This window comes from Phytopseudomonas argentinensis, assembly GCF_900113905.1.
Classification (GTDB): Bacteria; Pseudomonadota; Gammaproteobacteria; order Pseudomonadales; family Pseudomonadaceae; genus Aquipseudomonas; species Aquipseudomonas argentinensis.
The window spans coordinates 856,019-878,304 of sequence record NZ_FORC01000001.1 but is presented as its reverse complement, the minus strand read 5'-3'; the positions used below and the strand labels follow the sequence as shown (position 1 = coordinate 878,304).

Genomic DNA, 22,286 nt, shown 5'->3' with positions numbered 1-22,286 from the left:
GTGCGGCGCGATAGCCGCACAGCCGTTGGTAACTGGCTCGGCAGCTCCGAGTCGGGCTGGCGCAGGTGGTTTTCTCCGCTTACCGGGTTGGCATCACGCACACCATCGCAGGGATCGGCCGGACGTCAGGCGACCGGCATTCTGGCACACACTAACTGGCCGTTTGGCTGCATGACGGGCTCGTACAAGGGGTTTAGTGTATGGCGCTTGCGCTGATCATCGCCTTACCATTTTTAGGTATCTTTCTGCCGCTGCTGGCTGATCGCATGGGCCGTTCGCTCTGTGCGCTGGCAGCCGCGCTCGGCCCGGCGGCGGCGCTGGTGCTGCTGTGGTTGGAGCAGCCGGCGGTCTTCGCCGGCGAGGTTCAGGTGGTCAGTTATTCCTGGCTTCCCGAACTGGGATTGAACCTGAGCCTGCGCCTGGACGGCCTTGGGTTTCTGTTCGCCCTGATGATCCTCGGCATCGGTTTGCTGGTGATCCTCTACGCCCGCTATTACCTGAGCAAACAGGAACCCATGGGCCGCTTCTTCTCCTATCTGCTGCTGTTCATGGGCGCCATGCTGGGGGTGGTGCTGTCGGAAAACATGCTGCTGATGCTGGTGTTCTGGGAGCTGACCAGCCTGTCGTCGTTCCTGTTGATCGGCTTCTGGAACGGTAGCTCGGATGCCCGCCGGGGCTCGCGCATGGCACTGACCGTCACCGGTGGCGGCGGCTTGGCGCTGCTTGCCGGCATTCTGCTGCTGGGCAACATTGCCGGCAGTTTCGAACTGAGCGAGGTGCTGGCGGCGGGTGACACCATCCGCAATCACGGTCTGTACCCCATCACCCTAACCCTGATTCTACTCGGGGTATTCACCAAGTCGGCGCAGTTCCCGTTCCATTTCTGGTTGCCCCAGGCCATGGCCGCGCCCACTCCGGTCTCCGCGTATCTGCACTCGGCAACGATGGTAAAGGCGGGCGTTTTCCTGCTGGCGCGTTTCTACCCGGCCCTGGCCGGCACGGAGTGGTGGTTCTATCTGGTCAGCATGACCGGTATGGCGACCCTGCTGTTCGGGGCGATCATGGCGCTGTTCCAGCACGACCTCAAAGGACTGCTGGCCTACTCGACCATCAGTCACCTGGGCCTGATCACCCTGCTGTTTGGCTTCAACACCGAGCTCTCCTCGGTCGCTGCGGTGTTTCACATCATCAACCACGCAACTTTCAAGGCTTCGCTGTTCATGGCCGCGGGCATCATCGACCATGAGACCGGTAGCCGCGACATGCGCCGCATCGCCGGCTTGTGGAAGTACATGCCGCACACGGCCGTGCTGGCCATGGTGGCGGCTTCGGCAATGGCCGGGGTCCCATTGCTCAACGGCTTCCTGAGCAAGGAGATGTTCTTCACTGAAACGCTCAATCAGGATCTGCTGGGCATCTTCAACTGGATGATCCCTACCGTGGCGACCCTGGCCGGGGTGTTTTCGGTGGCCTATTCACTGCGCTTCATCCACGACGTGTTCTTCAACGGCGAGCCCAGGGATCTGCCCAAGTACCCGCCCCACGAACCGCCGCGCTACATGAAGATTCCGGTGGAGATTCTGGTTTTCCTGTGCCTGCTGGTCGGTATGCTGCCGGCTTACACGGTGGCGCCGCTGTTGGCGTCAGCGGCCAGCGCGACCCTGGGCGGTGAGGTGCCGTACTACAGCCTGTCGATCTGGCACGGTTTCAACCTGCCGCTGGGCATGAGCGTGGTGGCTATGGTTGGAGGCATCGTCGTCTACGCCTGCCGCGAACCGCTGTTCCGCTGGTACAACGGCATGCCGGAAGTGGATGCCAAGGAGATGTTCGAGCTGCTCAACGCGCGCCTGGTTCGGAGCGCTCGCTGGGTGACCAAACTGCTGGAAAGCGGCTCCCAGCAGCGTTATGTGGCATTCCTGCTGATGAGCGCGCTGGCGCTGATCATCACCGCGCTGTCACCCATGGAGTCGCTCAGTGGCAGTGTGGCGCTGACTCCGCTCGATGGCATCACCGTGCTCGGCATGGCGGTGCTGTGCGTGATGGCGGTGCTGACCGTGGTATTCCATCGTAACCGCCTCAAGGCGCTGATGACCCTGAGCTGCGCCGGGCTGATGGTGGCCCTGGCCTTCGCCCGCTATTCAGCACCGGACCTGGCGCTGACCCAGCTGTCGGTCGAGGTGGTGACCATCATCCTGCTGGTGCTGGCACTGTTCTTCATGCCCGACCGCACGCCCATGGAGTCGAGCAGCCTGCGTGGTCTGCGTGACGTGCTGCTGGCCGGTGGCACCGGCATTGCCGTGGCACTGCTGGCCTATGCGGTGATGACCCGCCCGTACGACACCATCTCCTCGTTCTTCCTCGAGAACAGCGTCAGTGGTGGTGGCGGTACCAACGTGGTCAACGTGATACTGGTTGACTTCCGCGGCTTCGATACCCTGGGCGAGATCAGCGTGTTGGCGATTGCCGCCATCGGTATCTATGGCCTGTTGGCCGGCCTGCACCTGCCCCATCCGCATACCGATCCGAACGGCAGGCCCTGGTCGCGTGACAGCCACCCGATGATTCTCGACAGTATCGCGCGCATCCTCCTGCCCATGGCGCTATTGGTATCGGCCTTCATTTTCGTGCGTGGGCACAACCTGCCCGGCGGCGGCTTCATCGCCGGCCTGATCACCGCCATCGCACTGATCCTGCAGTACGTGGCCCACGGCGTGGAATGGACCCAGCGGCGCATGCCGTGGAGCTTCCACAGCATCGCCGGCCTCGGGGTGCTGATCGCTGCGCTGACCGGCCTGGGCAGCCTGGCATTTGGTGCGCCGTTCCTGACCTCGGCCTTCGACTATTTCCATCTTCCGCTGATTGGCAAGTTCGAACTGGCCACTGCGCTGCTCTTCGACTTGGGCGTGTACCTGGCGGTGGTCGGCTCCACGCTGCTGATCCTGTCCAACATCGGCCATGTCAGCCAGGATGAAACCAGCAAGGAGGTACTCTGATGGAAGCGCTATTCGCCATTACCCTGGGCGTGCTGGCCGCCAGCGGTGTCTATCTGCTGATGCGCGCACGCATCTATCCGGTGGTCATGGGCCTGACCCTGATTTCCTATGCGGTCAACCTGTTCCTGTTCGCCATGGGGCGTTTGGGTACCGGGGTGCCTGCGGTCATCGGCAAGAGCGCCGAACATGGTGATCCGATTCCCCAGGCGCTGGTGCTCACGGCCATCGTCATCGGCTTTGCCATGACCGCCTTTGTGGTGGTGCTGTCATTGCGCGCCCTGGGTGAGCTGCGCACTGACCATGTCGATGGTGAGGAGTCGCGCTGATGAACCACGCGCTGATCCTGCCGATCCTGATCCCGCTGTTTACCGGCAGCCTGCTGCTGATTGGCTCGCAGCTGTCGATCACCGCCAAACGCTGGGTCTCCCTGCTGGCTACCTGGGCGCTAGTACCGCTGAGCGCCTGGCTGGTGCTGCAAGCGGACACTGGTGCGCTGCAGGTCTACGCACTTGGCAACTGGCAGGCGCCGTTCGGCATCATCCTGTTGCTTGATCGCCTAGCGGCGCTGATGTTGCTGGTGACCGCCGTGCTGGCCAGCTTCGCCATGCTCTATGCGGTGCGTGGCGACGACCAGCGTGGTCCGAACTTCCATGCGCTGATGCAGTTCCAGTTGCTCGGCATCAATGGCGCCTTCCTGACTGGCGACCTGTTCAACCTGTTCGTTTTCTTCGAAATTCTGCTGATCGCCTCCTACTCGTTGCTGGTCTACGGCGGCGGCCCAATGCGCATCAAGGCCGGTATGCATTACGTGGTGCTGAATCTGGTGGCCTCGTCATTCTTTCTGATCGGCATCGGCATGCTCTACGGCCTGCTCGGTACGTTGAACATCGCCGACCTGGCATTGAAACTTTCCGTAGCTGACGCCGATCGTCAGCACCTGCTGGCAGCTGCAGGGTATCTGCTGCTGATCGTGTTCGCGCTGAAGGGCGCCATCCTGCCGCTGTACTTCTGGCTACCCAATGCGTACGCCGCCGCTACGGCGCCGGTAGCGGCACTGTTCGCAGTGATGACCAAGGTCGGGCTGTATGCGATCCTTCGCGTGTTCACCCTGGTGTTCGGCAGCGAAGCGGGGCAGCTGGCCCATCTGGTCGATTACCTGTTGTGGCCACTGGCGGCGCTGACCCTGCTGCTCGGGGTGACCGGCGCGCTGGCGGCGCGCAGCCTGGGCCGGCTGATCGGCTACCTGGTGATCGTGTCGGTCGGCACCCTGCTGGCCGGTGTCGCGATGGGCAGCGTGCAAAGCCTGGGTGCGGCGCTTTACTACCTGATTCACAGCACCTGGATATGCGGCGGCCTGTTCCTGCTGGCCGACCTGCTGGCACGCCAGCGCGGCGAGATCGGCCTGCGCCTGCGCAAGGGGCCGCAACTGCTGCAGCCCAAGCTGCTTGGCGGGTTGTTCTTCGTCGGCGCGATCTCGGTGGCCGGCTTGCCGCCGTTCTCCGGCTTCCTTGGCAAACTGATGCTGCTGCGTTCGGTGGAAGCCGGCTGGCAGGCGCTGGTGCTCTGGCCGGTGGTGCTGGTGGGGGGGCTGGGTATGGTCATCGCCCTGGTGCGCGCCGGCAGCACGCTGTTCTGGCGCTGCACGGGCGAGCCCGCGACGAATGCCGAATTCGACCGCATCCGCGCGCTGGCCACCATCTGCTTGCTGGCCGGTGGCCCGTTGCTGGTGGTGGCGGCGCAGCCGATTCATGAGTACACCCAGGCCGTCGCCCAGCAGTTGCTGGATGTGCACGGCTATCTGCAGATCGTGCGCGGAGGTGAGCGATGAGCCTGTCCCGTCTGTTCCCCCATCCCATGCTCAGCGTGCTGCTCACGGTGATCTGGCTGCTGATGGTCAACGCGCCCAGCGTCGGCCACTTGGTACTGGGCGCCTTTTTCGGTTGGGGCATCGCCTTGCTGTGCAGCGGCTTCATGCTCGAGGTGCCGCGGCTGCGCCGCCCGTTGCGGTTGTGCCGCTACCTGTTGATGGTGCTCTGGGACATCGTCATTGCCAACCTGCACGTCGCGCGACTGGTGCTCGGGCCGACCCGCAAGCTGCGTCCGGCGTTCGTCGAAGTGCCCATGGACATCGACAACGAATTCATCCTCTCGGTACTCGCCTGCATCCTTTCCCTGACCCCCGGCACCGTTTCGTCGGGCCTCAGCAACGACCACAAGACGCTGCTGCTGCATGGCCTGGATGTGCCCGATGATCAAGAACTGATTACCGAACTCAAGGCGCGCTATGAAGCCCCGCTGATGGAGATTTTCGAATGCTCGCGTACGTGATTCCCTTCTGCATGGCCTTGATGGGCGTCGCCGTGACGCTCAACGTGATCCGTCTGGTGCGCGGCCCGGACATGCCCGACCGGGTGCTGGCCCTGGACACGCTGTATATCAATGCCCTGGCGCTGATCGTGGTGTTCGGGATCTGGCTGAAGTCGGATCTGTTTTTCGAAGCGGCGCTGCTGATCGCCGTCATGGGTTTCGTCGGCACCGTGGCGGTGGGCAAGCACCTGCTGCACGGCGAAATCATCGACTGAGGAGGGAATTGCCATGCCATTCTGGATCGAAGCACTGGTGGCGTTTTTCTTGCTGGTCGGCTGCTCGTTCGCCTTGATCGGCGCCATTGGCCTGTATCGCCTGCCGGACTTCTTCACCCGCCTGCATGGCCCCACCAAGGCCACCACCTTGGGTGTGGGCAGCATGGTGGTCGCCTCGATGATCTTTTTTGGCAACCATGAGGAAGGTTTGAGCCTGCATGAGCTGCTGATCGTCATGTTCCTGTTCATCACCGCGCCGGTCAGCGCCCATATGCTGGCCAAGTCGGCGATGCAGGAGAAGGTCAAGCTGGTGCGCCGTACCCGCGGGCGCCCCTGGGAATCCTGAACGGGGCTGGCGCTCTGGGCGCCGATCTCGATCGAGCTGGTGTGCAGGTCGAGATCGGCAGCCCCTCAATCCGGCGCCGTGCCCACGGCGCACCACCCCCGGCTGCTAGCGGGCCTGCTCATCCATCAGCGCGCGTGCCAGACCCTCGGCGACACGGATGCCGTCGACACCCGCAGACAGAATGCCACCGGCATAGCCCGCGCCTTCACCGGCGGGGAACAGGCCGCGCACGTTGAGGCTCTGCAGATCCTCGCCTCGGGTGATGCGCAGTGGCGATGAGGTGCGCGTTTCGATACCGGTGAGCACCGCGTCATGCAGGTCGAAACCCTTGATCTGCTTGGCGAAGGCCGGCAGCGCTTCGCGAATCGCCTCGATGGCGAAGTCCGGCAGGGCCGGCGCCAGATCGCCCAGCTTGATGCCTGGCTTGTAGGACGGCTCGACGCTGCCCAGGGCGGTGCTCGGCTTGCCGGCGATGAAGTCGCCGACCAGCTGGCCTGGCGCCTCGTAGTTGCTGCCGCCGAGCACATAGGCGTGGGATTCCAGGCGCTCCTGCAGCTCGACGCCGGCCAGTGGGCCGCCGGGATAATCCTGCTCCGGGGTGATGCCGACCACGATGCCCGAGTTGGCGTTACGCTCGTTGCGCGAGTACTGACTCATGCCGTTGGTGACCACCCGGTGCGGCTCGCTGGTGGCCGCGACCACGGTTCCGCCCGGGCACATGCAGAAGCTGTACACCGAGCGGCCGTTCTTGGCGTGGTGCACCAGCTTGTAGTCGGCTGCGCCGAGTTTCGGGTGGCCGGCGTATTTGCCGAGGCGCGCACGGTCGATCAGCGACTGCGGATGCTCGATGCGAAAGCCTACCGAGAAGGGCTTGGCTTCCATGAACACGCCACGCGTGTGCAGGGCGCGGAAGGTATCCCGCGAGCTGTGGCCCAGAGCCAGGATGACGTGGCGGCTGCGCACCTGTTCGCCGTTCTCCAGCTCGACACCGACCAGTTGACCGTCTTCGATCAGCACGTCGGTGACGCGCTGCTGGAAGCGCACCTCGCCGCCAAGGGCCTTGATCTCTTCGCGCATGGTGGCCACCACGCCGGTCAGGCGGAAGGTGCCGATATGCGGCTTGCTGACGTAGAGGATCTCCTCCGGTGCGCCAGCCTTGACGAATTCTTCCAGCACCTTGCGCCCATAGTGGTTGGGGTCCTTGATCTGGCTGTACAGCTTGCCATCGGAAAAGGTCCCCGCGCCGCCTTCGCCGAACTGCACATTGGACTCGGGATCGAGCACTTTCTTGCGCCACAGGCCCCAGGTGTCCTTGGTGCGCTGGCGCACGTCCTTGCCGCGCTCCAGCACGATCGGCCTGAGGCCCATCTGCGCCAGCAGCAGCGCCGCGAAGATGCCGCACGGGCCGAAACCGATCACCAGCGGGCGTTGCGCGGGCAGGTGCGCTGCGCTGATGTTCAGCGGCTTGTAGCGCACGTCCGGGGCGATACCGAGGTTGCGGTCATTGCTCAGGCGCGCCAGCAACGCGGCTTCGTCGCGCACGCTGAAATCCAGGGTGTAGATGAACGGCATGTCGCCGGACTTCTTGCGGGCATCGTAGCTGCGCTTGAACACGCTGAACTCGAGCAGTTCGCTGTCGTCGATACCCAGGCGCTCGACCAGAGCCGGGCGCAGGGCATCGTCGGCGTGATCGAGGGGCAGTTTCAGTTCGGTGATGCGCAGCATGGAATTTCCACCTATCAGGGCCGGAGGCAACCCGGCAGCTTTTTCGAGGGCGGCGATTATGGACGAAAAACGCCTGGCGGGCTGCAGCTGGCGTGTCGCAGGCGACGGATTGCTGTCCGGACCGATGTGCCGTGAAGCGCGGCGCAGACGTCACTGAGCAGACTTTCATGGCATAAAAGGACGCTCGCATGCACTCGAACAGGATGCTCAAACTCGGTTATCTGGCCGGTCTCATCACGCCATTGTGGTTGGCGCTGGGCGTGACCCTGGCCGGCGCGTTTTATCCCGGTTACAGCCATGTCGACCAGGCCATGAGCCTGCTGGGCGCCGAAGGCGCACCAACCCAGGCCTTCTCGCCATTGATCAACAATTTTCCGCTGGGCGTGCTGTTTCTGCTGTTCGGTACGGCGGTGCTGCTGAGCTTTCGCGACCCTTGGGCGCGGCTGAGCGGCCTGCTGATCATTCTCCATGGCCTGGGCAGCTTCGGTACCGGCTCCTTCGCCTGTGATGCCGGCTGTGCGCCTGAACAGCCCTCCAACAGCCAGAACCTGCACAACCTGTCGGGGCTGGTCATGGCCTTCAGCCTGCTGCTGGCCAGCGGGCTCTGGGTATGGCTGGCCCGGCGTCTGCTCGCCTCGTCAGGGTTCGCCGCATTCTCGCTGCTATGCACCCTGGCAGCCCTTGGCGCCTTGCCCCTGATGGCCGCTGCGCTGGAGAGCGGCCATGGTTTTGGCCTCTATCAGCGCATCAATTACGGTGTATCGTTGCTGTGGGTCGCCGGGCTGGCGCTGATGCTGCTGCGCCGCTGCAAATCCTGACTCGTGTTTGCTTACGATTTGCCGGTGTCCCCGGGCAGGAGGAGTTGCTAGGGTCCAGGCTCACCTTCTGTGTAGAGAACAAAGGGGGCAACCATGAGCAGCCAACCTTGGAGCGAGGGCACACCGGCAAGCGTATTGCTGGCCACCGATCTCAGCGTACGCTGCGACCGTGCGCTGGATCGGGCCGCGCAGCTGGCTGGGGAATGGCAGGCCCTGCTGGTTGGCGTCAATGTGCTGGAAATCGCCCAGGCTCCCGATCTGGTGCTGGGCTGGGTCGGGGAGCGCGATGACGCCAGCCTGGCGCGTTTTGCCGAGCAGCAACTGCAGCAGGACCTGTCAGGCCTCGATGTGCAGGTACGCCTGCGTATCGAGCGCGGCGAGCCGGTGCAGGCCATCGCCCAGGCGGCGCGCGAGACCGGCAGTGCGCTGGTGGTCACCGGGGCGGCGAGCAATGAGTCGTGGGGCCGCCTGCTGCTGGGCTCGACGCTCGAGTCACTGGCCCGGCAGTTGCCGCAGCCCTTGCTAGTGGTGCGCCAGCGGCCGCGCGGGCGCTACCAGCGGATTCTCGTGGCCACCGACTTTTCCGACTCGTCACGTCACGCCCTGCACGCGGCTGCCCGCTACTTTCCCGATCGCGAACTGGTGCTTTATCACACCACCGAGGCGCCGCTGTCCGACCGCCTGGAGCGGGTGATCGACGCTGAGACGCGTCGGCATATCGAGGAGGGTGATTACGCCGCATTTCTTTCTGCCAGTGATCTGCCCGACGAGGCGCGCAAGCGCACCCGCATCGTTATCGAGCAGGGCTCTCTGGGGGCTGCACTGAGTCGCTATGTGCGTGAGCATGCCGTTGATCTGGTGGTGATGGGCACGCATGGGCGCAGCGGGCTGATGAATGTGCTGCTCGGCAGTGCGGCAAGTGAATTGCTGCAATGGGTGCCGTGCGACACCCTGATCGTGCGCGAGCCGCGCGCCGCCGATTAAAGGTCGATGCGCTTGTTCATCCAGTGTTGGCGCTGTTCGCTAGCATGAAAGGTCCAGGCCACGAAGCGGCTCTGCTTCTGGCCCTGGCTCATTTCCAGCGTGCGGGTATCCACAGCGCCGACTTTCTTCAGCATGGCGTACACGCCCGGCAGGTTGCCAGCCTTGGAGATCAGCGTGCTGAACCACAGTACCTGGTCGCGGTGCTCGGCGCTTTCGCCGATAAGCCGCGCCACGAACGCCGCTTCGCCGCCTGGACACCAGAGTTCTGCCGCCTGGCCGCCGAAGTTGAGCACCGGTAATTTGCGCTTGGGGTCGAGCTTGCCGAGGTTGCGCCATTTGCGCTTGCTGCCGCTGGCGGCTTCGGCTGCCGAGGCGTGGAAGGGCGGGTTGCACAGGGTCAGCTCGAAGCGCTCGCCAGGTTGCAGCAGCCCCGTGAAGATGTGTTGCGCCTCGGGTTGCAGGCGCAGTTCGATCTGCTCGCTCAAACCGGGGTTCGAGTGCACGATGGCCCTGGCCGACGCGATGGCCTGCGGTGCGATATCCGCCCCCACGAAACGCCAGGCGTATTCGCAACTGCCCAGCAGCGGGTAGATGCAGTTGGCGCCCATGCCAATGTCCAGCGCCCGAACCGCCTTGCCCCTGGGAATTTCACCACCGTTGTCGCTGGCCAGCAGGTCGGCCAGGTAGTGCAGGTAATCGGCGCGCCCGGGAATTGGCGGGCACAGGTAATCCGCTGGGATGTCCCAGTGCGCGATGCCGTAGAACTGCTTGAGCAGGGCACGGTTGAACACCTTCACCGCCGCGGGATTGGCAAAATCGATGCTCTGATTTCCGTACGGATTGATGATCACGAATGCCGTCAGCTCCGGGCTGGCCTTGATCAGCGCGGGAAAGTCATAGCGGCCCTGATGGCGGTTGCGGGGGTGCAGCTGACCTTTCTCAGGCGAGGCGGGCGGTTTCGATGGGCGTTTGGCAGGCATGCTGAGGCATCACGGGAGCGGGCGGTGGCCTATTTTCCCACAGGCGCAGGCGCTCTGCTTGCCGGCTTTGTTGCGACGGCAGCCGTTGCGGAATCAGCTTCGGTAGGCGCCCTGACCCAGATCAACGGAGGGCTGCCTGACCCGCCCTAGACTGGCCCCACTTAGGGCAGTGACAGGGGCAGGGCATGGCCTATCTCAGTTGGAGCGATGACCTGAACACCGGGATCGCCGTGATCGACGGCCAGCACCGGCGCATCGTCGACATGATCAACGAGCTATATGCAGCGCAACAGCAAGGTGCGCGCGAGGGCGTGGGGCAGGTAATCGAAGAACTGGTGGACTACACCAGCTCGCACTTCGCCTTCGAGGAGGCGATGCTCGAAGAGTCGGGCTACGTGTTCACCAAGGCCCACAAGCGGGTGCATGAATTGTTTATCCGCCGGGTCGAGGATTACCGCGCGCGTTTCCGACAGGGCGAGGATGTCGGTGACGAGTTGCGCAGCCTGCTCGGCCGCTGGCTGTTCGGACATATCCGCAACGATGACCAGAACTACGTGGCGGCAGTCACCGAAAACCTGCGCCGCCTGGCTGCCGACAAGTCCGAGGACGGCTGGCTGAATCGCGCCAAGCGGCGTTTCTTTCGCGCGGCGTAGCGTGCGGTTTCAAAACCATAGCGCACGGTGAGCAGCGCGTTTGTGGGAGAGGCCGGGCGGCGATTCGCTTTAGCCTCGATTTGCCTGGCCAGGCGTAGGACTCGCGGCTAAAGCCCCTCCCACGAGATCGCGAACGGTCACTTGCGCCTTTATCCCGCCGCTGTGCTTGTCGTGAACTACAGCGGAAATATCCACGGCACCATCGTCACGCTGACGATCATCACCAGAATGGTGAACGGCACGCCGACGCGTACGAAATCGCCGAAGCGGTACTGACCCGGCCCCAGCACCAGGGTATTTACCGGCGACGAAATCGGCGTCATGAAGGCCGCCGAGGCGGCCAGGGCCACGGTCATCGCGAAAGGCACGGGGGACACGCCCAGCGCCTGGGCGGTGGCGATGGCCACCGGTGCCATCAGAACCGCCGTCGCGGTATTGGAGATGAACAGGCCGATCAGCGCGGTGACCGCGAACAGGCTGGCCAGGATCACCCGTGGCCCGGCGTTGCCGAGGGCGCCGACCAGACCGTTCACCGCCAGGTCGATGCCGCCGGTTTTCTGCAGGGCCAGGGCGAACGGTAGCATGCCGACGATCAGGATCAGGCTCGGCCAATGGACGGATCGGTAGGCGCTGGGCATGTCGATGCAGCGGAAGGCGCCCATCAGCAGGCAACCGATCAGCGCGGCCATGACGTTGGGGACCAGGCCACTGATCATCAGCCCGACCATCACCGCGAGGCTCAGCAGGGCATAGGGTGCCTTGCGCGCCGCGGGCGCCACTTCGTCGACTTCGGCGGGTAGGCTGAGCACCAGAAAGTCGCGATTGAGGCTCTGCAGGTGATGGATCTGCTTCCAGCTGCCAGCTACCAGCAGGGTATCGGCGTGGCTCAGCTTCTCGTCCACCAGCAGGCCTTCCAGCGCCTTGCCGTGACGGCGCAGACCGACCACGTTGAGCTTGTAGCGGCTGCGCAGACCCAGTTCTTGAATGCTCTTGCCCGGCAGGTGCGATTCCGGTGGTAACGCCACTTCGGCCAACCCCAGCTCGTGGGAATGCACGCTGTAGTAGGAGTTGCTCAGCCGCAACGGTTCCAGCCCCAGCTCCTGATAGGCGCCTAGCACGGCGATGGCCGGGCTGGCCAGGTCGACCAGCAGCACGTCGCCGGCTTGCAACTGGGTATTGCCGGTGGCCATCAGCAGCAGGGTACGAAACTGCCGCTGGCGCTCCACGGCAATCACGTTGATGCCGTATTGCGAGCGCAGCTTCAGTTCGTCCAGGGCCTGGCTGGCCAGCGGCGAATCGGCGCGCACCCGCAGGCGCCGCTCGCGCTCGTTGAGCCGGTAGCTTTGCGCCAGGTCGGCGAGTGTCAGCCGCGGCGGCGCAGAGCTGTCGCCATCGGTGTCACGCTGCAGCCAGCGTCGCGTGGCGAGCATATAGAGCACACCCAGCGCCAGCACGGCCAGGCCGACCGGCGTGAAACTGAAGAAACTGAAACCCGGCAGGCCAGCGCGCAGCAGCTCGCTGTGCACCACCATGTTCGGCGGCGTGGCCACCAGCGTGAGCATGCCGCTGATCAGCCCGGCGAACGCCAGGGGCATCATCAGGCGGCCTGGCGCGATCTTCAGGCGCGCCGCCACACCGAGCACCACCGGAATGAAGATCGCCACCACGCCGGTGGAACTCATCACCGAGCCCAGCCCGGCCACGGCCACCATCAGTAATACCAGCAGGCGGGTTTCACTGCTGCCGGCCTTGGCCACCAACCAGTCACCGAGGCGATAGGCGATACCAGTGCGTACCAGGCCTTCACCGATCACGAACAGCGCGGCGATCAGGATCACGCTCGGGTCGGCGAAGCCGGCCAGGGTTTCCTGAATGGTCAGCACGCCGGTCAGCGGCAGGGCGACGAGGATCATCAAGGCCACCACGTCCATGCGCGGTTTGTTGATGACGAACAGCACCACGGCCGTGAACAGCAGGCCGAGCACCATCAGCAGGTCGATATTCATTTGGGCTCCTTGCCGGGGAGTATCTCAGGGGTAACCCAACACCGCCTTGATCTGCTGCAGGTTGTCCGCAATCCAGCGCTTGTCGATGGCGCCCCAGTCGCGGATCACGTAGTGGCCGGCGTTGTTGCGCTCGCCATCCTGCTGCTGGAATTGGCAGTCGATATCCAGCTCTTCCAGTGCGCTCAGCGTGTCCTGGGCAGTGCGCCGGGGCATACCGGTGGCGGCCATCAGGGCGGGCACGCTGTCGGCAGCGCCGCTGTCGATCAGCCAGGCCACGTAGAGGCGGCGGTAGAAGCTGGTCTTGGTCTTGCTCACGTCCATTTGCATCGTCCGATCGTGTAAAGAGTCGAGAGCATACTGCCTGATGCGACACGGCATGCCCATAAACGAAAACGGCCCGCCGGGTCGTCACCGCGGCGGGCCGTTTTTTCCAGCGCGCTGGCTTACAGGCTGGCGATCTTGCCGCGCTGTTCCACCAGATTGGCCAGGGCCTGTTCGGCCTCGGCCAGCTTGGCGCGTTCCTTCTCGAGCACTTCGGCCGGTGCCTTGGCGACGAAACCTTCGTTGGCCAGCTTGCCGCCAACCCGCTTGGCTTCGCCTTCCAGACGCTGGATTTCCTTGTCCAGGCGCGCCAGTTCGGCTTCCTTGTCGATCAGCCCGGCCATCGGTACCAGTACCTGCATGTCGCCGACCAGAGCGGTGGCGGACATCGGCGCTTCCTCGCCGGCAGCCAGCACCTTCACCGATTCGAACTTGGCCAGCTTGTTGAGCAGTGGGGCGTTGTCGTTAAGGCGGCGCAGGTCTTCGGCATTGGTGTTGGCGAGGATCACGTCGATGCGCTTGGCCATGGAGATCTTCATCTCGCCACGGATCTGCCGCACGCCGAGCATCAGCTGCTTGACCCATTCGATGTCGCCTTCGGCGGCCGCATCGATGCGCGTCTCGTTGGCCACTGGCCACGGCTGCAGCATCAGGGTGTCGCCGCTGACGCCAGCCTGACCCTTGATGCGCTGCCAGATTTCCTCGCTGATGAATGGCATGAACGGGTGGGCCAGACGCAGGATCACTTCCAGCACACGCACCAGCGTGCGGCGGGTGCCGCGCTGGCGTTCGAGCGGGGCGTTCTCGTCCCACAGCACGGGCTTGACCAGCTCCAGGTACCAGGCGCAGTACTCGTCCCAGACGAACTCATACAGGGCTTGGGTCGCCAGGTCGAAGCGGAAGGCGTCGAGGTGGCGGGTCACGTCCTGCTCGCAACGCTGCAGGGCGGAGATGATCCAGCGATCGACCGGTGACAGATCAACATCCTCGCCGTTGATGCCGGTGTCCTGGCCATCGGTGTTCTCGATGACGAAGTTGGCGGCGTTCCACAGCTTGTTGCAGAAGTTGCGATAGCCCTCGACGCGGCCCATGTCGAACTTCACGTCGCGGCCGGTGGTGGCCAGTGAGCAGAAGGTAAAGCGCAGGGCGTCGGTGCCGTAGCTGGCGATGCCGTCCGGGAATTCGGCCTTGGTCTGCTTGGCGATCTTCTCGGCGAGCTTGGGCTGCATCATGCCGCTGGTGCGTTTGGCCAGCAGGGTTTCCAGGTCGATGCCGTCGACGATGTCCAGGGGGTCGAGCACGTTGCCCTTGGACTTGGACATCTTCTGGCCCTGGCCGTCGCGCACCAGACCGTGCACGTAAACGGTCTTGAACGGGATCTGCTTGGTCAGGTGGGTCGACAGCATGATCATCCGGGCGACCCAGAAGAAGATGATGTCGAAACCGGTGACCAGCACGTCGGTGGGATGATGGGTCTTCAGGAAATCGGTCTGCTCGGGCCAGCCGAGGGTGGAGAAGGTCCACAGGCCGGAGCTGAACCAGGTGTCCAGCACGTCGTCGTCCTGGCGCAGGGCGATGTCGCCCAGGTTGTGCTTGGCGCGCACTTCGGCTTCGTCGCGGCCGACGTAGACGTTGCCCGCCTGGTCGTACCACGCCGGAATGCGATGGCCCCACCACAGCTGACGGCTGATGCACCAGTCCTGGATGTCACGCATCCAGCTGAAATACATGTTTTCGTACTGCTTGGGTACGAACTGGATTTCGCCGTTCTCGACCACTTCGATGGCTTTCTCGGCCAGCGGCTTGGTGGACACGTACCACTGATCGGTCAGCCAGGGCTCGATGATGGTGCCGGAACGGTCGCCCTTCGGCACTTTCAGGGCGTGGTCGTCGATGCTTTGCAGCAGGCCAAGGGCGTCGAACGCGGCGACGATCTGCTTGCGCGCTTCGAAGCGATCCAGGCCGGCGTATTCGGCAGGCAGGCTGGCATCGAGCAGGGCGTTGACGCTGCCGTCGATGTTGAAGATCTGCGCGCCGGCCAGCACCTTGGCGTCCTGGTCGAAGATGTTGATCAGCGGCAGGTTGTGGCGCTTGCCGACTTCATAGTCGTTGAAGTCGTGAGCCGGGGTGATCTTCACGCAGCCGGTGCCGAATTCCGGGTCGCAATAATCGTCGGCGATGATCGGGATGCGACGGCCAACCAGGGGCAGCTCGACGTATTGCCCGATCAGCGCCTTGTAGCGTTCGTCTTCGGGGTTCACGGCGACGGCGGCGTCACCCAGCATGGTTTCCGGGCGGGTGGTGGCAACGATCAGGTAGTCATTGCCCTCCGCGGTCTTCTGGCCGTCGGCCAGCGGATAGCGCAGGTTCCACAGGTGGCCCTTCTCGTCGTGGCTTTCCACTTCCAGATCGGAAATGGCGGTGTGGAACTTGGTGTCCCAGTTGACCAGGCGCTTGCCGCGATAGATCAGACCATCTTCGTGCAGGCGCACGAAGGCTTCCTTGACCGCCTCGGAGAGGCCGTCATCCATGGTGAAGCGCTCGCGCGACCAGTCCACCGACGAGCCCAGGCGACGGATCTGCCGGGTGATGTTGCCGCCGGACTCGGCTTTCCATTCCCAGACTTTGTCGAGGAACTTCTCGCGGCCTAGATCATGGCGATCGATACCCTGGGCGCCCAGTTGGCGCTCTACCACCATCTGCGTGGCAATGCCGGCGTGATCGGTGCCCGGTTGCCACAGGGTGTTGCGACCCTGCATACGGCGGAAGCGGATCAGCGCGTCCATGATCGCGTTGTTGAAGCCGTGGCCCATGTGCAGGCTGCCGGTCACGTTCGGCGGCGGGATCATGATGGTATAAGGCTCACCGGAGCCCTGCGGAGCGAAGTAGCCCTTCGCCTCCCAGTTTTCATACAGGGCGGTTTCGATGGCGTGGGGCTGGTAGGTCTTGTCCATGCGCGGCGGGACCCTTCTGGCGTCTGATCGGAAAAGCCGAGCAGTATAACCAACCGCCGCGCAGTTTTCTTCCGCTCTCGCGGCTATCGGTCGAGCGGGAAAACCTTGTCAGGGCAGGGGATCAGCGGCGCGGCGGGAGCAGGCGATTGAGGCGCGCCTGCAGGCGGCGCTTGAGCTCGGCTTCGATCTGCGGCACGAAATCGTCGATCACATCCTGCAGCAGCAGCTGCGCGGCGGCGCGCAACTCGGTATCCAGGCGGTTGATCTCGTTGTCGCGGCCAATGGCGCGCTGCACGGTCTGGCGCAGCTCGTCTTCCGAGGCGATGCCGGTGGTGCTGCCAGGCGCGGAGGGCTGCACAGCACGGACCGGCTCTGGGGAGCGCACCACCTCGGAAAGTACGGGGATGTCGTCCGGGTCGAACTTGTCGGTGAGCAGCGGTGGGTCGAGGTCGTCGTCGAGCAATTCGCGAATCGATTCGAGATCGCTCAGCAGGGCGCCGGGTTTGTGGGGCGGGTTCAGGTTGTCCATGGCAGGGGTCTACAGTTCGACACGTTTGGGATCATAGCCGCGCTGCCGGTAGCTGCGGAAATTCTCCCGGCAGGCGGTCAGCAGGTCGGGTTCCTGGTTGACGATCTCGATCACCCGGCTGAAACGATCGATATGCGGGCTGAGCGTGCTGCTGAGGTTGATCAGCACCGCCTGCTGCGCCTCGGGCTGTTCGTCCAGACCGATCACCACCGGCGCTTGCGGATCATCCTGATGCAGGCCGTGGGGGATGAAACTCTCCTGGCGCACGCGCCAGAGCAGCTCGTCGAGTTCGTGGCATTGCGCGCTGTCGCGACCGCGCAGAAACACCGGCAGGCCAGCTCGCCAGGCTTTGCCGGCGAGCTGGCAGGCAGCGCGCAGGCGTTCGGCTGGAGTGGCCGACGACAGTACGTAGAATTCGATTCGGGGCATGGCGGCAAGTGTCGGGCTTCAAGCGGCAAGCTTCAAGCGAAAAGCGGAGTATGGATCAAGCAGGCTTGTGCGAGCAGCAGGCGAGGGTGGCCAGGTGAGCCACCCTCGGGGGCGCTGGCGATCAGGCCGGCACGCGGTCGAGCAGGTACTGGGTGAGCAGCGGTACCGGGCGGCCGGTGGCGCCCTTGTCCTTGCCACCGCTGACCCAGGCGGTGCCGGCGATATCCAGGTGCGCCCACTTGTAGGCTTTGGTAAAGCGCGACAGGAAGCAGCCGGCGGTGATGGTGCCGGCTTTCGGCCCGCCGATATTGGCGATGTCGGCGAACGGACTGTCGAGCTGCTCCTGGTACTCGTCGTACAGCGGCAGTTGCCAGGCGCGGTCGTCGGCCTGACGGCCGGCGGCGAGAATCTGGTTGACCAGTTCGTCGTCGTTGCCCATCAGACCCGACACATTGCTACCCAGGGCGACGATGCAGGCGCCGGTGAGAGTGGCGATGTCGATCACCGATTGCGGCTTGAAGCGCTCGGCGTAGGTCAGGGTGTCGCACAGCACCAGACGGCCTTCGGCGTCGGTGTTGAGGATTTCCACGGTCTGCCCGCTCATGGTGGTGACGATATCGCCCGGGCGCGTCGCACCGCCGCTGGGCATGTTCTCGGCACAGGCCAGCAGGCACACCAGGTTGATCGGCAGTTGCAGTTCGAGTACCGCACGCAGGGTGCCGAACACGCTGGCGGCGCCGCCCATGTCGTACTTCATCTCATCCATGCCGGCGGCCGGCTTGATGCTGATACCGCCGGTGTCGAAGGTGATGCCCTTGCCGACCAGGGCGTGGGGCTTGTCGCCTTTCCTGCCGCCGTTGTACTGCATGACGATCATCCGCGGCGGCTGGTCGCTGCCCTGGGCCACGGCCAGGAAAGCGCCGGCGCCGAGTGCCTGCAGCTTCTTCTCGTCGAGGATGTCGACCTTGAGGTTCTTATGCGCCTTGGCCAACTCCTTGGCCTGCTCGGCCAGGTAGCTGGGGTGGCAGATGTTCGGTGGCAGGTTGCCCAGGTCCTTGGTCAGTGTCATGCCGATGGCGATGGCGCGCGCTTCGCGGGTGGCGCGTTCGACGGCGGCGGTGTCGGCCTTGTCGGTGATCAGGGTGATCTTCTTCAGAGCGCCTGGCGTAGCCTTCTGGCTCTTGAAACGGTCGAACTGGTAGCCGGCATCGGCGAGGCTTTCCACCAGCAGGCGGGCCTTGCCGTAGGCATCACGACCTTTTACTTGCAAATCCTGCAGAGCGAGCAGGGCATCGCTGCCCGCCAGGGTCTTGAGCACGCCATAAACGGCGGCGACCACTTTGCGCAGTTGGCGATCCGAGAGTTCGGCTTCCTTGCCAGTGCCGACCAGCAGCACGCGTTCGGCCTTGAGGTTCGCCAGGCCGTGGGCCAGCAGGGTCTGGCCGGGCTTGCCCGCCAGGTCGCCACGCTTGAGCAGGGTGGTGATGGCGCCACCGCTGGCGGTGTCGACTGCCTTGGCGGTGGCTCCGAGCAGGCCGCCTTCACCGACGGGAATGACCAGGGTGGCGGTTTTCAAGGTTTCCGGGCGAGCGCTTTTAACAATAAAGTCCATGCGTGGTGTCCCCAAGACAACGAGTCGCGAATCCAGGATGATTTACGGCGTTCTGCTAGCGGCCTTTGTACGAAGGCTCGTAGGTGGCTGACAGCATAGTCAGTTCTGACCAGCGGTCTTGCCCATTGATTCATTGAGCCAAGGCGCCAGAAGCACTTCTGGCGTTGCCCGGCAGGTGCACTTGCCGGGCAGGTGGTCGCTTGCATGCGTCGAGCTATCGTACAGGCGGCGTTGGCGGATGCCCAGGCCCGAGGGCTGGCACCGCTCGCTGTGGGGCATGCGGGCACGCGGCGCGGGCCGGTCAGTGTTCATTGGTGCCGGTCTTCACCTTTCGCCTCGCCTTCGCTAGCGTAGAGGGCTCGCTCACCGTCCAGGCCGAATCCATGATCAGTATCCGAACCATGACCATCGCCGATTACCAGGTGGTGATGCACCTCATGCGAAATACCCCGGGTGTGTCCTTGCGAGACGCGGACTCGCGCGAGGCGACGGCAAGGTACCTCGAGCGCAACCCCGGCCTGAGCTTCATCGCCGAAGACGGCCCTGTCATCTGTGGTTGCGTCATGTGCGGACATGACGGGCGTCGTGGCTATCTCCAGCATCTGCTGGTGATTCCTGAGTACCGTCATCAGGGCATCGCCAGCAGGCTGGTGAGCCATTGCATCGAGGGGCTCGAAAGCCTTGGTATCCGCAAGTGCCATCTGGACGTATTGACGAGCAATGAGGCAGCGGCCGCTTATTGGACCAGTCAGGGGTGGCAGTTGCGTCGCGACATCGACCGCTATTCGTTCACCCGTCCGGGAGATGAGAATGCCTGAGGGCAGCGCTCCGGCCCAGGCCGTGTCGGCCGCGTAGGAGCGGGTGCTCGTCCGCTCGAGGCTAACCGTCAAGGGGGTGAACCTCCTGGCGCCCTCTTGCGATTGGCCCATTGGGCCTTCGAACGTATCGCTCGAGCTTGCGGTCTAGAAATGGCGCGGCCATGTTCCTCAGTGACACGCCGATTCAATCGCAGGATAATGGCAACAATTTTTTGGCTGGTTCGCCGAGTGCGGGTGCCGGTATGCAGTGCGGCTGGGTTCAACACGCCGCCTGAGCCTGACAATCCTGGAGTGTCTGTTTGATCGTCTTCCGATATCTGTCCCGAGAGGTTCTGGTTACCTTGAGCGCGGTGAGTGCCGTGCTGCTGGTGATCATTATGAGCGGCCGCTTCATCAAGTACCTGGCCCAGGCGGCCCAGGGGATACTCGATCCAAGCGTATTGTTCCTGATCATGGGCTTTCGCCTGCCTGGCTTTCTGCAGCTGATTCTGCCCCTGGGCCTGTTCCTGGGTTTCCTGCTGGCCTATGGGCGGCTGTATCTGGACAGCGAGATGACTGTGCTGTCGGCCACCGGCATGAGCCAGCAGCGGCTGTTCCTCTACAGCCTGGCGCCCGCCACGGTGGTGGCGCTGCTGGTGGCCTGGCTGAGCATGGGGCTGGCGCCTCAGGGGGTGACCCAGGTAGCCAGGATCTTCAATCAGCAGGATGCCCTCACCGAGTTCGATACCCTGGTGCCCGGGCGCTTCCAGTCGATGCGCAACGGAACGCGGGTCACCTACACCCGGGAGCTGTCGGAAGACCGCACCGAGCTGGGCGGCATCTTCATTTCCGACAAGCGCCTGTCCCGTGCCGGTGACAAGGATCGCGGCATCAGCGTGCTGGTCGCCGAGCGTGGTCGTCAGGAAGTGCAGCCCGACGGCAGCCGCTACCTGATCCTGGAAAACGGTTACCGCTATGACGGCAACCCGGGACAGGCCGATTACCGGGTCATCCAGTACGACACCTATGGCGTACTGCTGCCCAAACCGTCGGTGGCCGCGGACATCAGCGAACGTGAGGCGATTCCCACCTCGCAGCTGATCGGCAGCGACGATCCGCGGCTGCAGTCCGAGCTGCAGTGGCGCCTGTCGATTCCATTGCTGGTCTTCATCGTCACCCTGATGGCGGTGCCGTTGTCGCGGGTCAATCCGCGCCAGGGCCGCTTCCTCAAGCTGTTGCCGGCGATTCTCCTGTACATGACCTACCTGGGTCTGCTGGTGGCGGCGCGCAGCGCGCTGGACAAGGGGCGCATTCCGCCTTACGTCGGGCTATGGGGCGTGCACCTATTGTTCCTGCTGGTTGGCCTGGCGTTGCTCTATTGGGAGCCGCTGCGTCTGAAGTTGGTAAGCCGTCGGGAGAATGCTCGTGGTTAAGCTGGATCGTTACATCGGCGTGCAGGTGCTGTTCGCCATTCTGGCTGTGCTCGGCATCATCGTCGGTCTGGCCCTGCTGTTCGCGTTCATCGACGAACTGGGTGATATCGAAGGCAACTACAGCATCGCTGATGCCCTCTGGTATGTGCTGCTGACCGCGCCGCGGCGGATCTACGACATGCTGCCGATGGCGGCGCTGGTGGGCTGTCTGATCGGCCTGGGTACCCTGGCCAGCAACAGCGAGCTGACCATCATGCGCGCAGCCGGTGTGTCCATCGGCCGTATCGTCTGGGGCGTGATGAAGCCCATGCTGGTGCTGATGCTGGTCGGCATTCTGATCGGCGAATACGTGGCACCCTGGACCGAAAACCAGGCCCAGGCCAGCCGTGCCATGGCCCAGGGCGGTGGCGAAGCGCAAACCGCCAAGCGCGGCATGTGGCATCGTCAGGGGCAGGAGTTCGTGCACATCAACGCCGTGCAGCCGGGCGGCGTGTTGTTCGGGGTGACCCGCTATCGCTTCGATGACGAGCGCCGCCTGGAGTCGTCCAGCTTCGCCCGCCGTGCCACCTACGAAGGCAGCTATTGGCAGCTGGAGGACGTGGCGACAACGTTGTTCCATGACCGCCGCACCGAGGTCGTCAAGGCGCCGACCGAGCGCTGGGACATCGAGCTCAGCCCGCAGTTGCTGGGCACCGTGGTGCTGGAGCCTGAGGCGCTGTCGATCACCGGCTTGTGGAGCTACATCCACTATCTGAAAGAGCAGGGCCTGAACAACGGCAACTACTGGCTGGCGTTCTGGACCAAGGTGCTGCAGCCGCTGGTTACCGCCGCGTTGGTGCTGATGGCCATCTCCTTCATCTTCGGCCCGCTGCGGTCGGTCACCCTGGGGCAGCGCGTGTTTACCGGCGTGCTGGTGGGCTTCGTGTTTCGTATCGCCCAGGACCTGCTGGGGCCGTCGAGCCTGGTGTTCGGCTTCTCGCCGCTGCTGGCCGTGCTGATTCCAGCGAGCATCTGCGCCATTGCCGGTGTCTGGCTGCTGCGCCGAGCGGGCTGATCCGCCGCGCCCTTTCCTGTCGGTGGGAAAGGGCACCGCTGCCTGCTCGTTTAAGTCGCCGTGATCCTGC

At 64.0% G+C, this 22,286-nt stretch carries 20 protein-coding genes; 12 read left to right on the top strand and 8 right to left on the bottom strand.

Features of this window, described 5'->3' with window-relative positions; genetic code table 11:
- The first annotated feature begins 200 nt into the window (after positions 1 to 200).
- From BM154_RS04000 to BM154_RS03975, 6 genes are read left to right on the top strand one after another with little or no spacing between them, the layout of a single operon-like run.
- The gene (locus BM154_RS04000) at positions 201 to 2,993 is read left to right on the top strand and encodes a monovalent cation/H+ antiporter subunit A (protein ID WP_074881087.1); all 2,793 of its coding nucleotides are present in this window, start codon (positions 201 to 203) and stop codon (positions 2,991 to 2,993) included.
- Positions 2,993 to 3,319 (top strand): Na+/H+ antiporter subunit C, encoded by a 327-nt coding sequence (locus BM154_RS03995; RefSeq protein WP_070887910.1) that lies wholly within the window; start codon positions 2,993 to 2,995, stop codon positions 3,317 to 3,319. Before BM154_RS04000 ends, BM154_RS03995 begins: the two co-directional genes overlap by 1 nt.
- Complete coding sequence (locus BM154_RS03990; protein ID WP_074881086.1) at positions 3,319 to 4,821, top strand: monovalent cation/H+ antiporter subunit D; 1,503 nt, start codon at positions 3,319 to 3,321, stop codon at positions 4,819 to 4,821. Before BM154_RS03995 ends, BM154_RS03990 begins: the two co-directional genes overlap by 1 nt.
- On the top strand, positions 4,818 to 5,321 hold the full coding sequence (locus tag BM154_RS03985; RefSeq protein WP_074881085.1) for a Na+/H+ antiporter subunit E: 504 nt from the start codon (positions 4,818 to 4,820) through the stop codon (positions 5,319 to 5,321). The genes BM154_RS03990 and BM154_RS03985 overlap by 4 nt, the downstream gene beginning before the upstream one ends.
- A complete protein-coding gene (locus tag BM154_RS03980) occupies positions 5,306 to 5,575 on the top strand; it encodes a K+/H+ antiporter subunit F (protein ID WP_074881084.1) in 270 nt (89 codons plus the stop codon). The genes BM154_RS03985 and BM154_RS03980 overlap by 16 nt, the downstream gene beginning before the upstream one ends.
- Before the next feature lie 13 nt (positions 5,576 to 5,588).
- Positions 5,589 to 5,921, top strand: coding sequence for a Na+/H+ antiporter subunit G (locus tag BM154_RS03975; protein ID WP_074881083.1), 333 nt, complete (start codon positions 5,589 to 5,591; stop codon positions 5,919 to 5,921).
- Between the two features lie 105 nt (positions 5,922 to 6,026).
- Here BM154_RS03975 and BM154_RS03970 read toward each other — a convergent pair whose 3' ends face one another.
- Complete coding sequence (locus BM154_RS03970) at positions 6,027 to 7,646, bottom strand: NAD(P)/FAD-dependent oxidoreductase (RefSeq protein WP_074881082.1); 1,620 nt, start codon at positions 7,644 to 7,646, stop codon at positions 6,027 to 6,029.
- Positions 7,647 to 7,834: 188 nt separating this feature from the next.
- Between BM154_RS03970 and BM154_RS03965 the strand changes: the two genes are divergently transcribed.
- Together BM154_RS03965 and BM154_RS03960 are read left to right on the top strand one after the other, a co-directional pair.
- On the top strand, positions 7,835 to 8,464 hold the full coding sequence (locus tag BM154_RS03965; RefSeq protein WP_074881081.1) for a DUF998 domain-containing protein: 630 nt from the start codon (positions 7,835 to 7,837) through the stop codon (positions 8,462 to 8,464).
- 93 nt (positions 8,465 to 8,557) lie between these two features.
- Positions 8,558 to 9,448, top strand: a complete 891-nt coding sequence (locus BM154_RS03960; protein ID WP_074881080.1) for a universal stress protein — start codon at positions 8,558 to 8,560, stop codon at positions 9,446 to 9,448.
- On the opposite strand, the gene rlmF is transcribed toward BM154_RS03960, so the two are convergent.
- Positions 9,445 to 10,428 carry a 23S rRNA (adenine(1618)-N(6))-methyltransferase RlmF gene (rlmF, locus tag BM154_RS03955; protein WP_074881079.1) on the bottom strand — a complete coding sequence of 328 codons (984 nt, stop codon included), beginning with the start codon at positions 10,426 to 10,428 and terminating at the stop codon, positions 9,445 to 9,447. The genes BM154_RS03960 and rlmF overlap by 4 nt on opposite strands.
- A gap of 185 nt (positions 10,429 to 10,613) precedes the next feature.
- Between rlmF and BM154_RS03950 the strand changes: the two genes are divergently transcribed.
- Positions 10,614 to 11,081: a bacteriohemerythrin gene (locus BM154_RS03950; protein ID WP_074881078.1), complete on the top strand. Its 468-nt coding sequence runs from the start codon at positions 10,614 to 10,616 to the stop codon at positions 11,079 to 11,081.
- Between the two features lie 176 nt (positions 11,082 to 11,257).
- Here the strand turns inward: BM154_RS03950 and BM154_RS03945 are convergent, their stop codons facing one another.
- From BM154_RS03945 to BM154_RS03920, 6 genes are all read right to left on the bottom strand, one after another.
- Positions 11,258 to 13,087 carry an SLC13 family permease gene (locus BM154_RS03945; RefSeq protein ID WP_074881077.1) on the bottom strand — a complete coding sequence of 610 codons (1,830 nt, stop codon included), beginning with the start codon at positions 13,085 to 13,087 and terminating at the stop codon, positions 11,258 to 11,260.
- Between the two features lie 24 nt (positions 13,088 to 13,111).
- Complete coding sequence (locus tag BM154_RS03940) at positions 13,112 to 13,408, bottom strand: winged helix-turn-helix domain-containing protein (RefSeq protein WP_074882353.1); 297 nt, start codon at positions 13,406 to 13,408, stop codon at positions 13,112 to 13,114.
- A gap of 122 nt (positions 13,409 to 13,530) precedes the next feature.
- The gene (locus tag BM154_RS03935; protein ID WP_074881076.1) at positions 13,531 to 16,362 is read right to left on the bottom strand and encodes a valine--tRNA ligase; all 2,832 of its coding nucleotides are present in this window, start codon (positions 16,360 to 16,362) and stop codon (positions 13,531 to 13,533) included.
- A 121-nt stretch (positions 16,363 to 16,483) separates the two neighbouring features.
- Entirely contained in the window at positions 16,484 to 16,891 is a 408-nt protein-coding gene (locus BM154_RS03930; protein ID WP_074881075.1) for a DNA polymerase III subunit chi, read from the bottom strand.
- Between the two features lie 9 nt (positions 16,892 to 16,900).
- The gene (locus BM154_RS03925; RefSeq protein ID WP_074881074.1) at positions 16,901 to 17,320 is read right to left on the bottom strand and encodes a DNA polymerase III subunit chi; all 420 of its coding nucleotides are present in this window, start codon (positions 17,318 to 17,320) and stop codon (positions 16,901 to 16,903) included.
- A 121-nt stretch (positions 17,321 to 17,441) separates the two neighbouring features.
- Complete coding sequence (locus tag BM154_RS03920; protein ID WP_074881073.1) at positions 17,442 to 18,932, bottom strand: leucyl aminopeptidase; 1,491 nt, start codon at positions 18,930 to 18,932, stop codon at positions 17,442 to 17,444.
- Between the two features lie 383 nt (positions 18,933 to 19,315).
- On the opposite strand from BM154_RS03920, the gene BM154_RS03915 reads away from it, so the two are divergent.
- The 3 genes from BM154_RS03915 (at position 19,316) to lptG (ending at position 22,216) form a co-directional block, all read left to right on the top strand.
- Positions 19,316 to 19,750, top strand: coding sequence for a GNAT family N-acetyltransferase (locus tag BM154_RS03915; RefSeq protein ID WP_074882351.1), 435 nt, complete (start codon positions 19,316 to 19,318; stop codon positions 19,748 to 19,750).
- A gap of 299 nt (positions 19,751 to 20,049) precedes the next feature.
- Complete coding sequence (gene lptF / locus BM154_RS03910; RefSeq protein ID WP_074881072.1) at positions 20,050 to 21,162, top strand: LPS export ABC transporter permease LptF; 1,113 nt, start codon at positions 20,050 to 20,052, stop codon at positions 21,160 to 21,162.
- Positions 21,155 to 22,216 carry an LPS export ABC transporter permease LptG gene (lptG, locus tag BM154_RS03905; RefSeq protein ID WP_074882350.1) on the top strand — a complete coding sequence of 354 codons (1,062 nt, stop codon included), beginning with the start codon at positions 21,155 to 21,157 and terminating at the stop codon, positions 22,214 to 22,216. Before lptF ends, lptG begins: the two co-directional genes overlap by 8 nt.
- Positions 22,217 to 22,286: the final 70 nt, after the last annotated feature.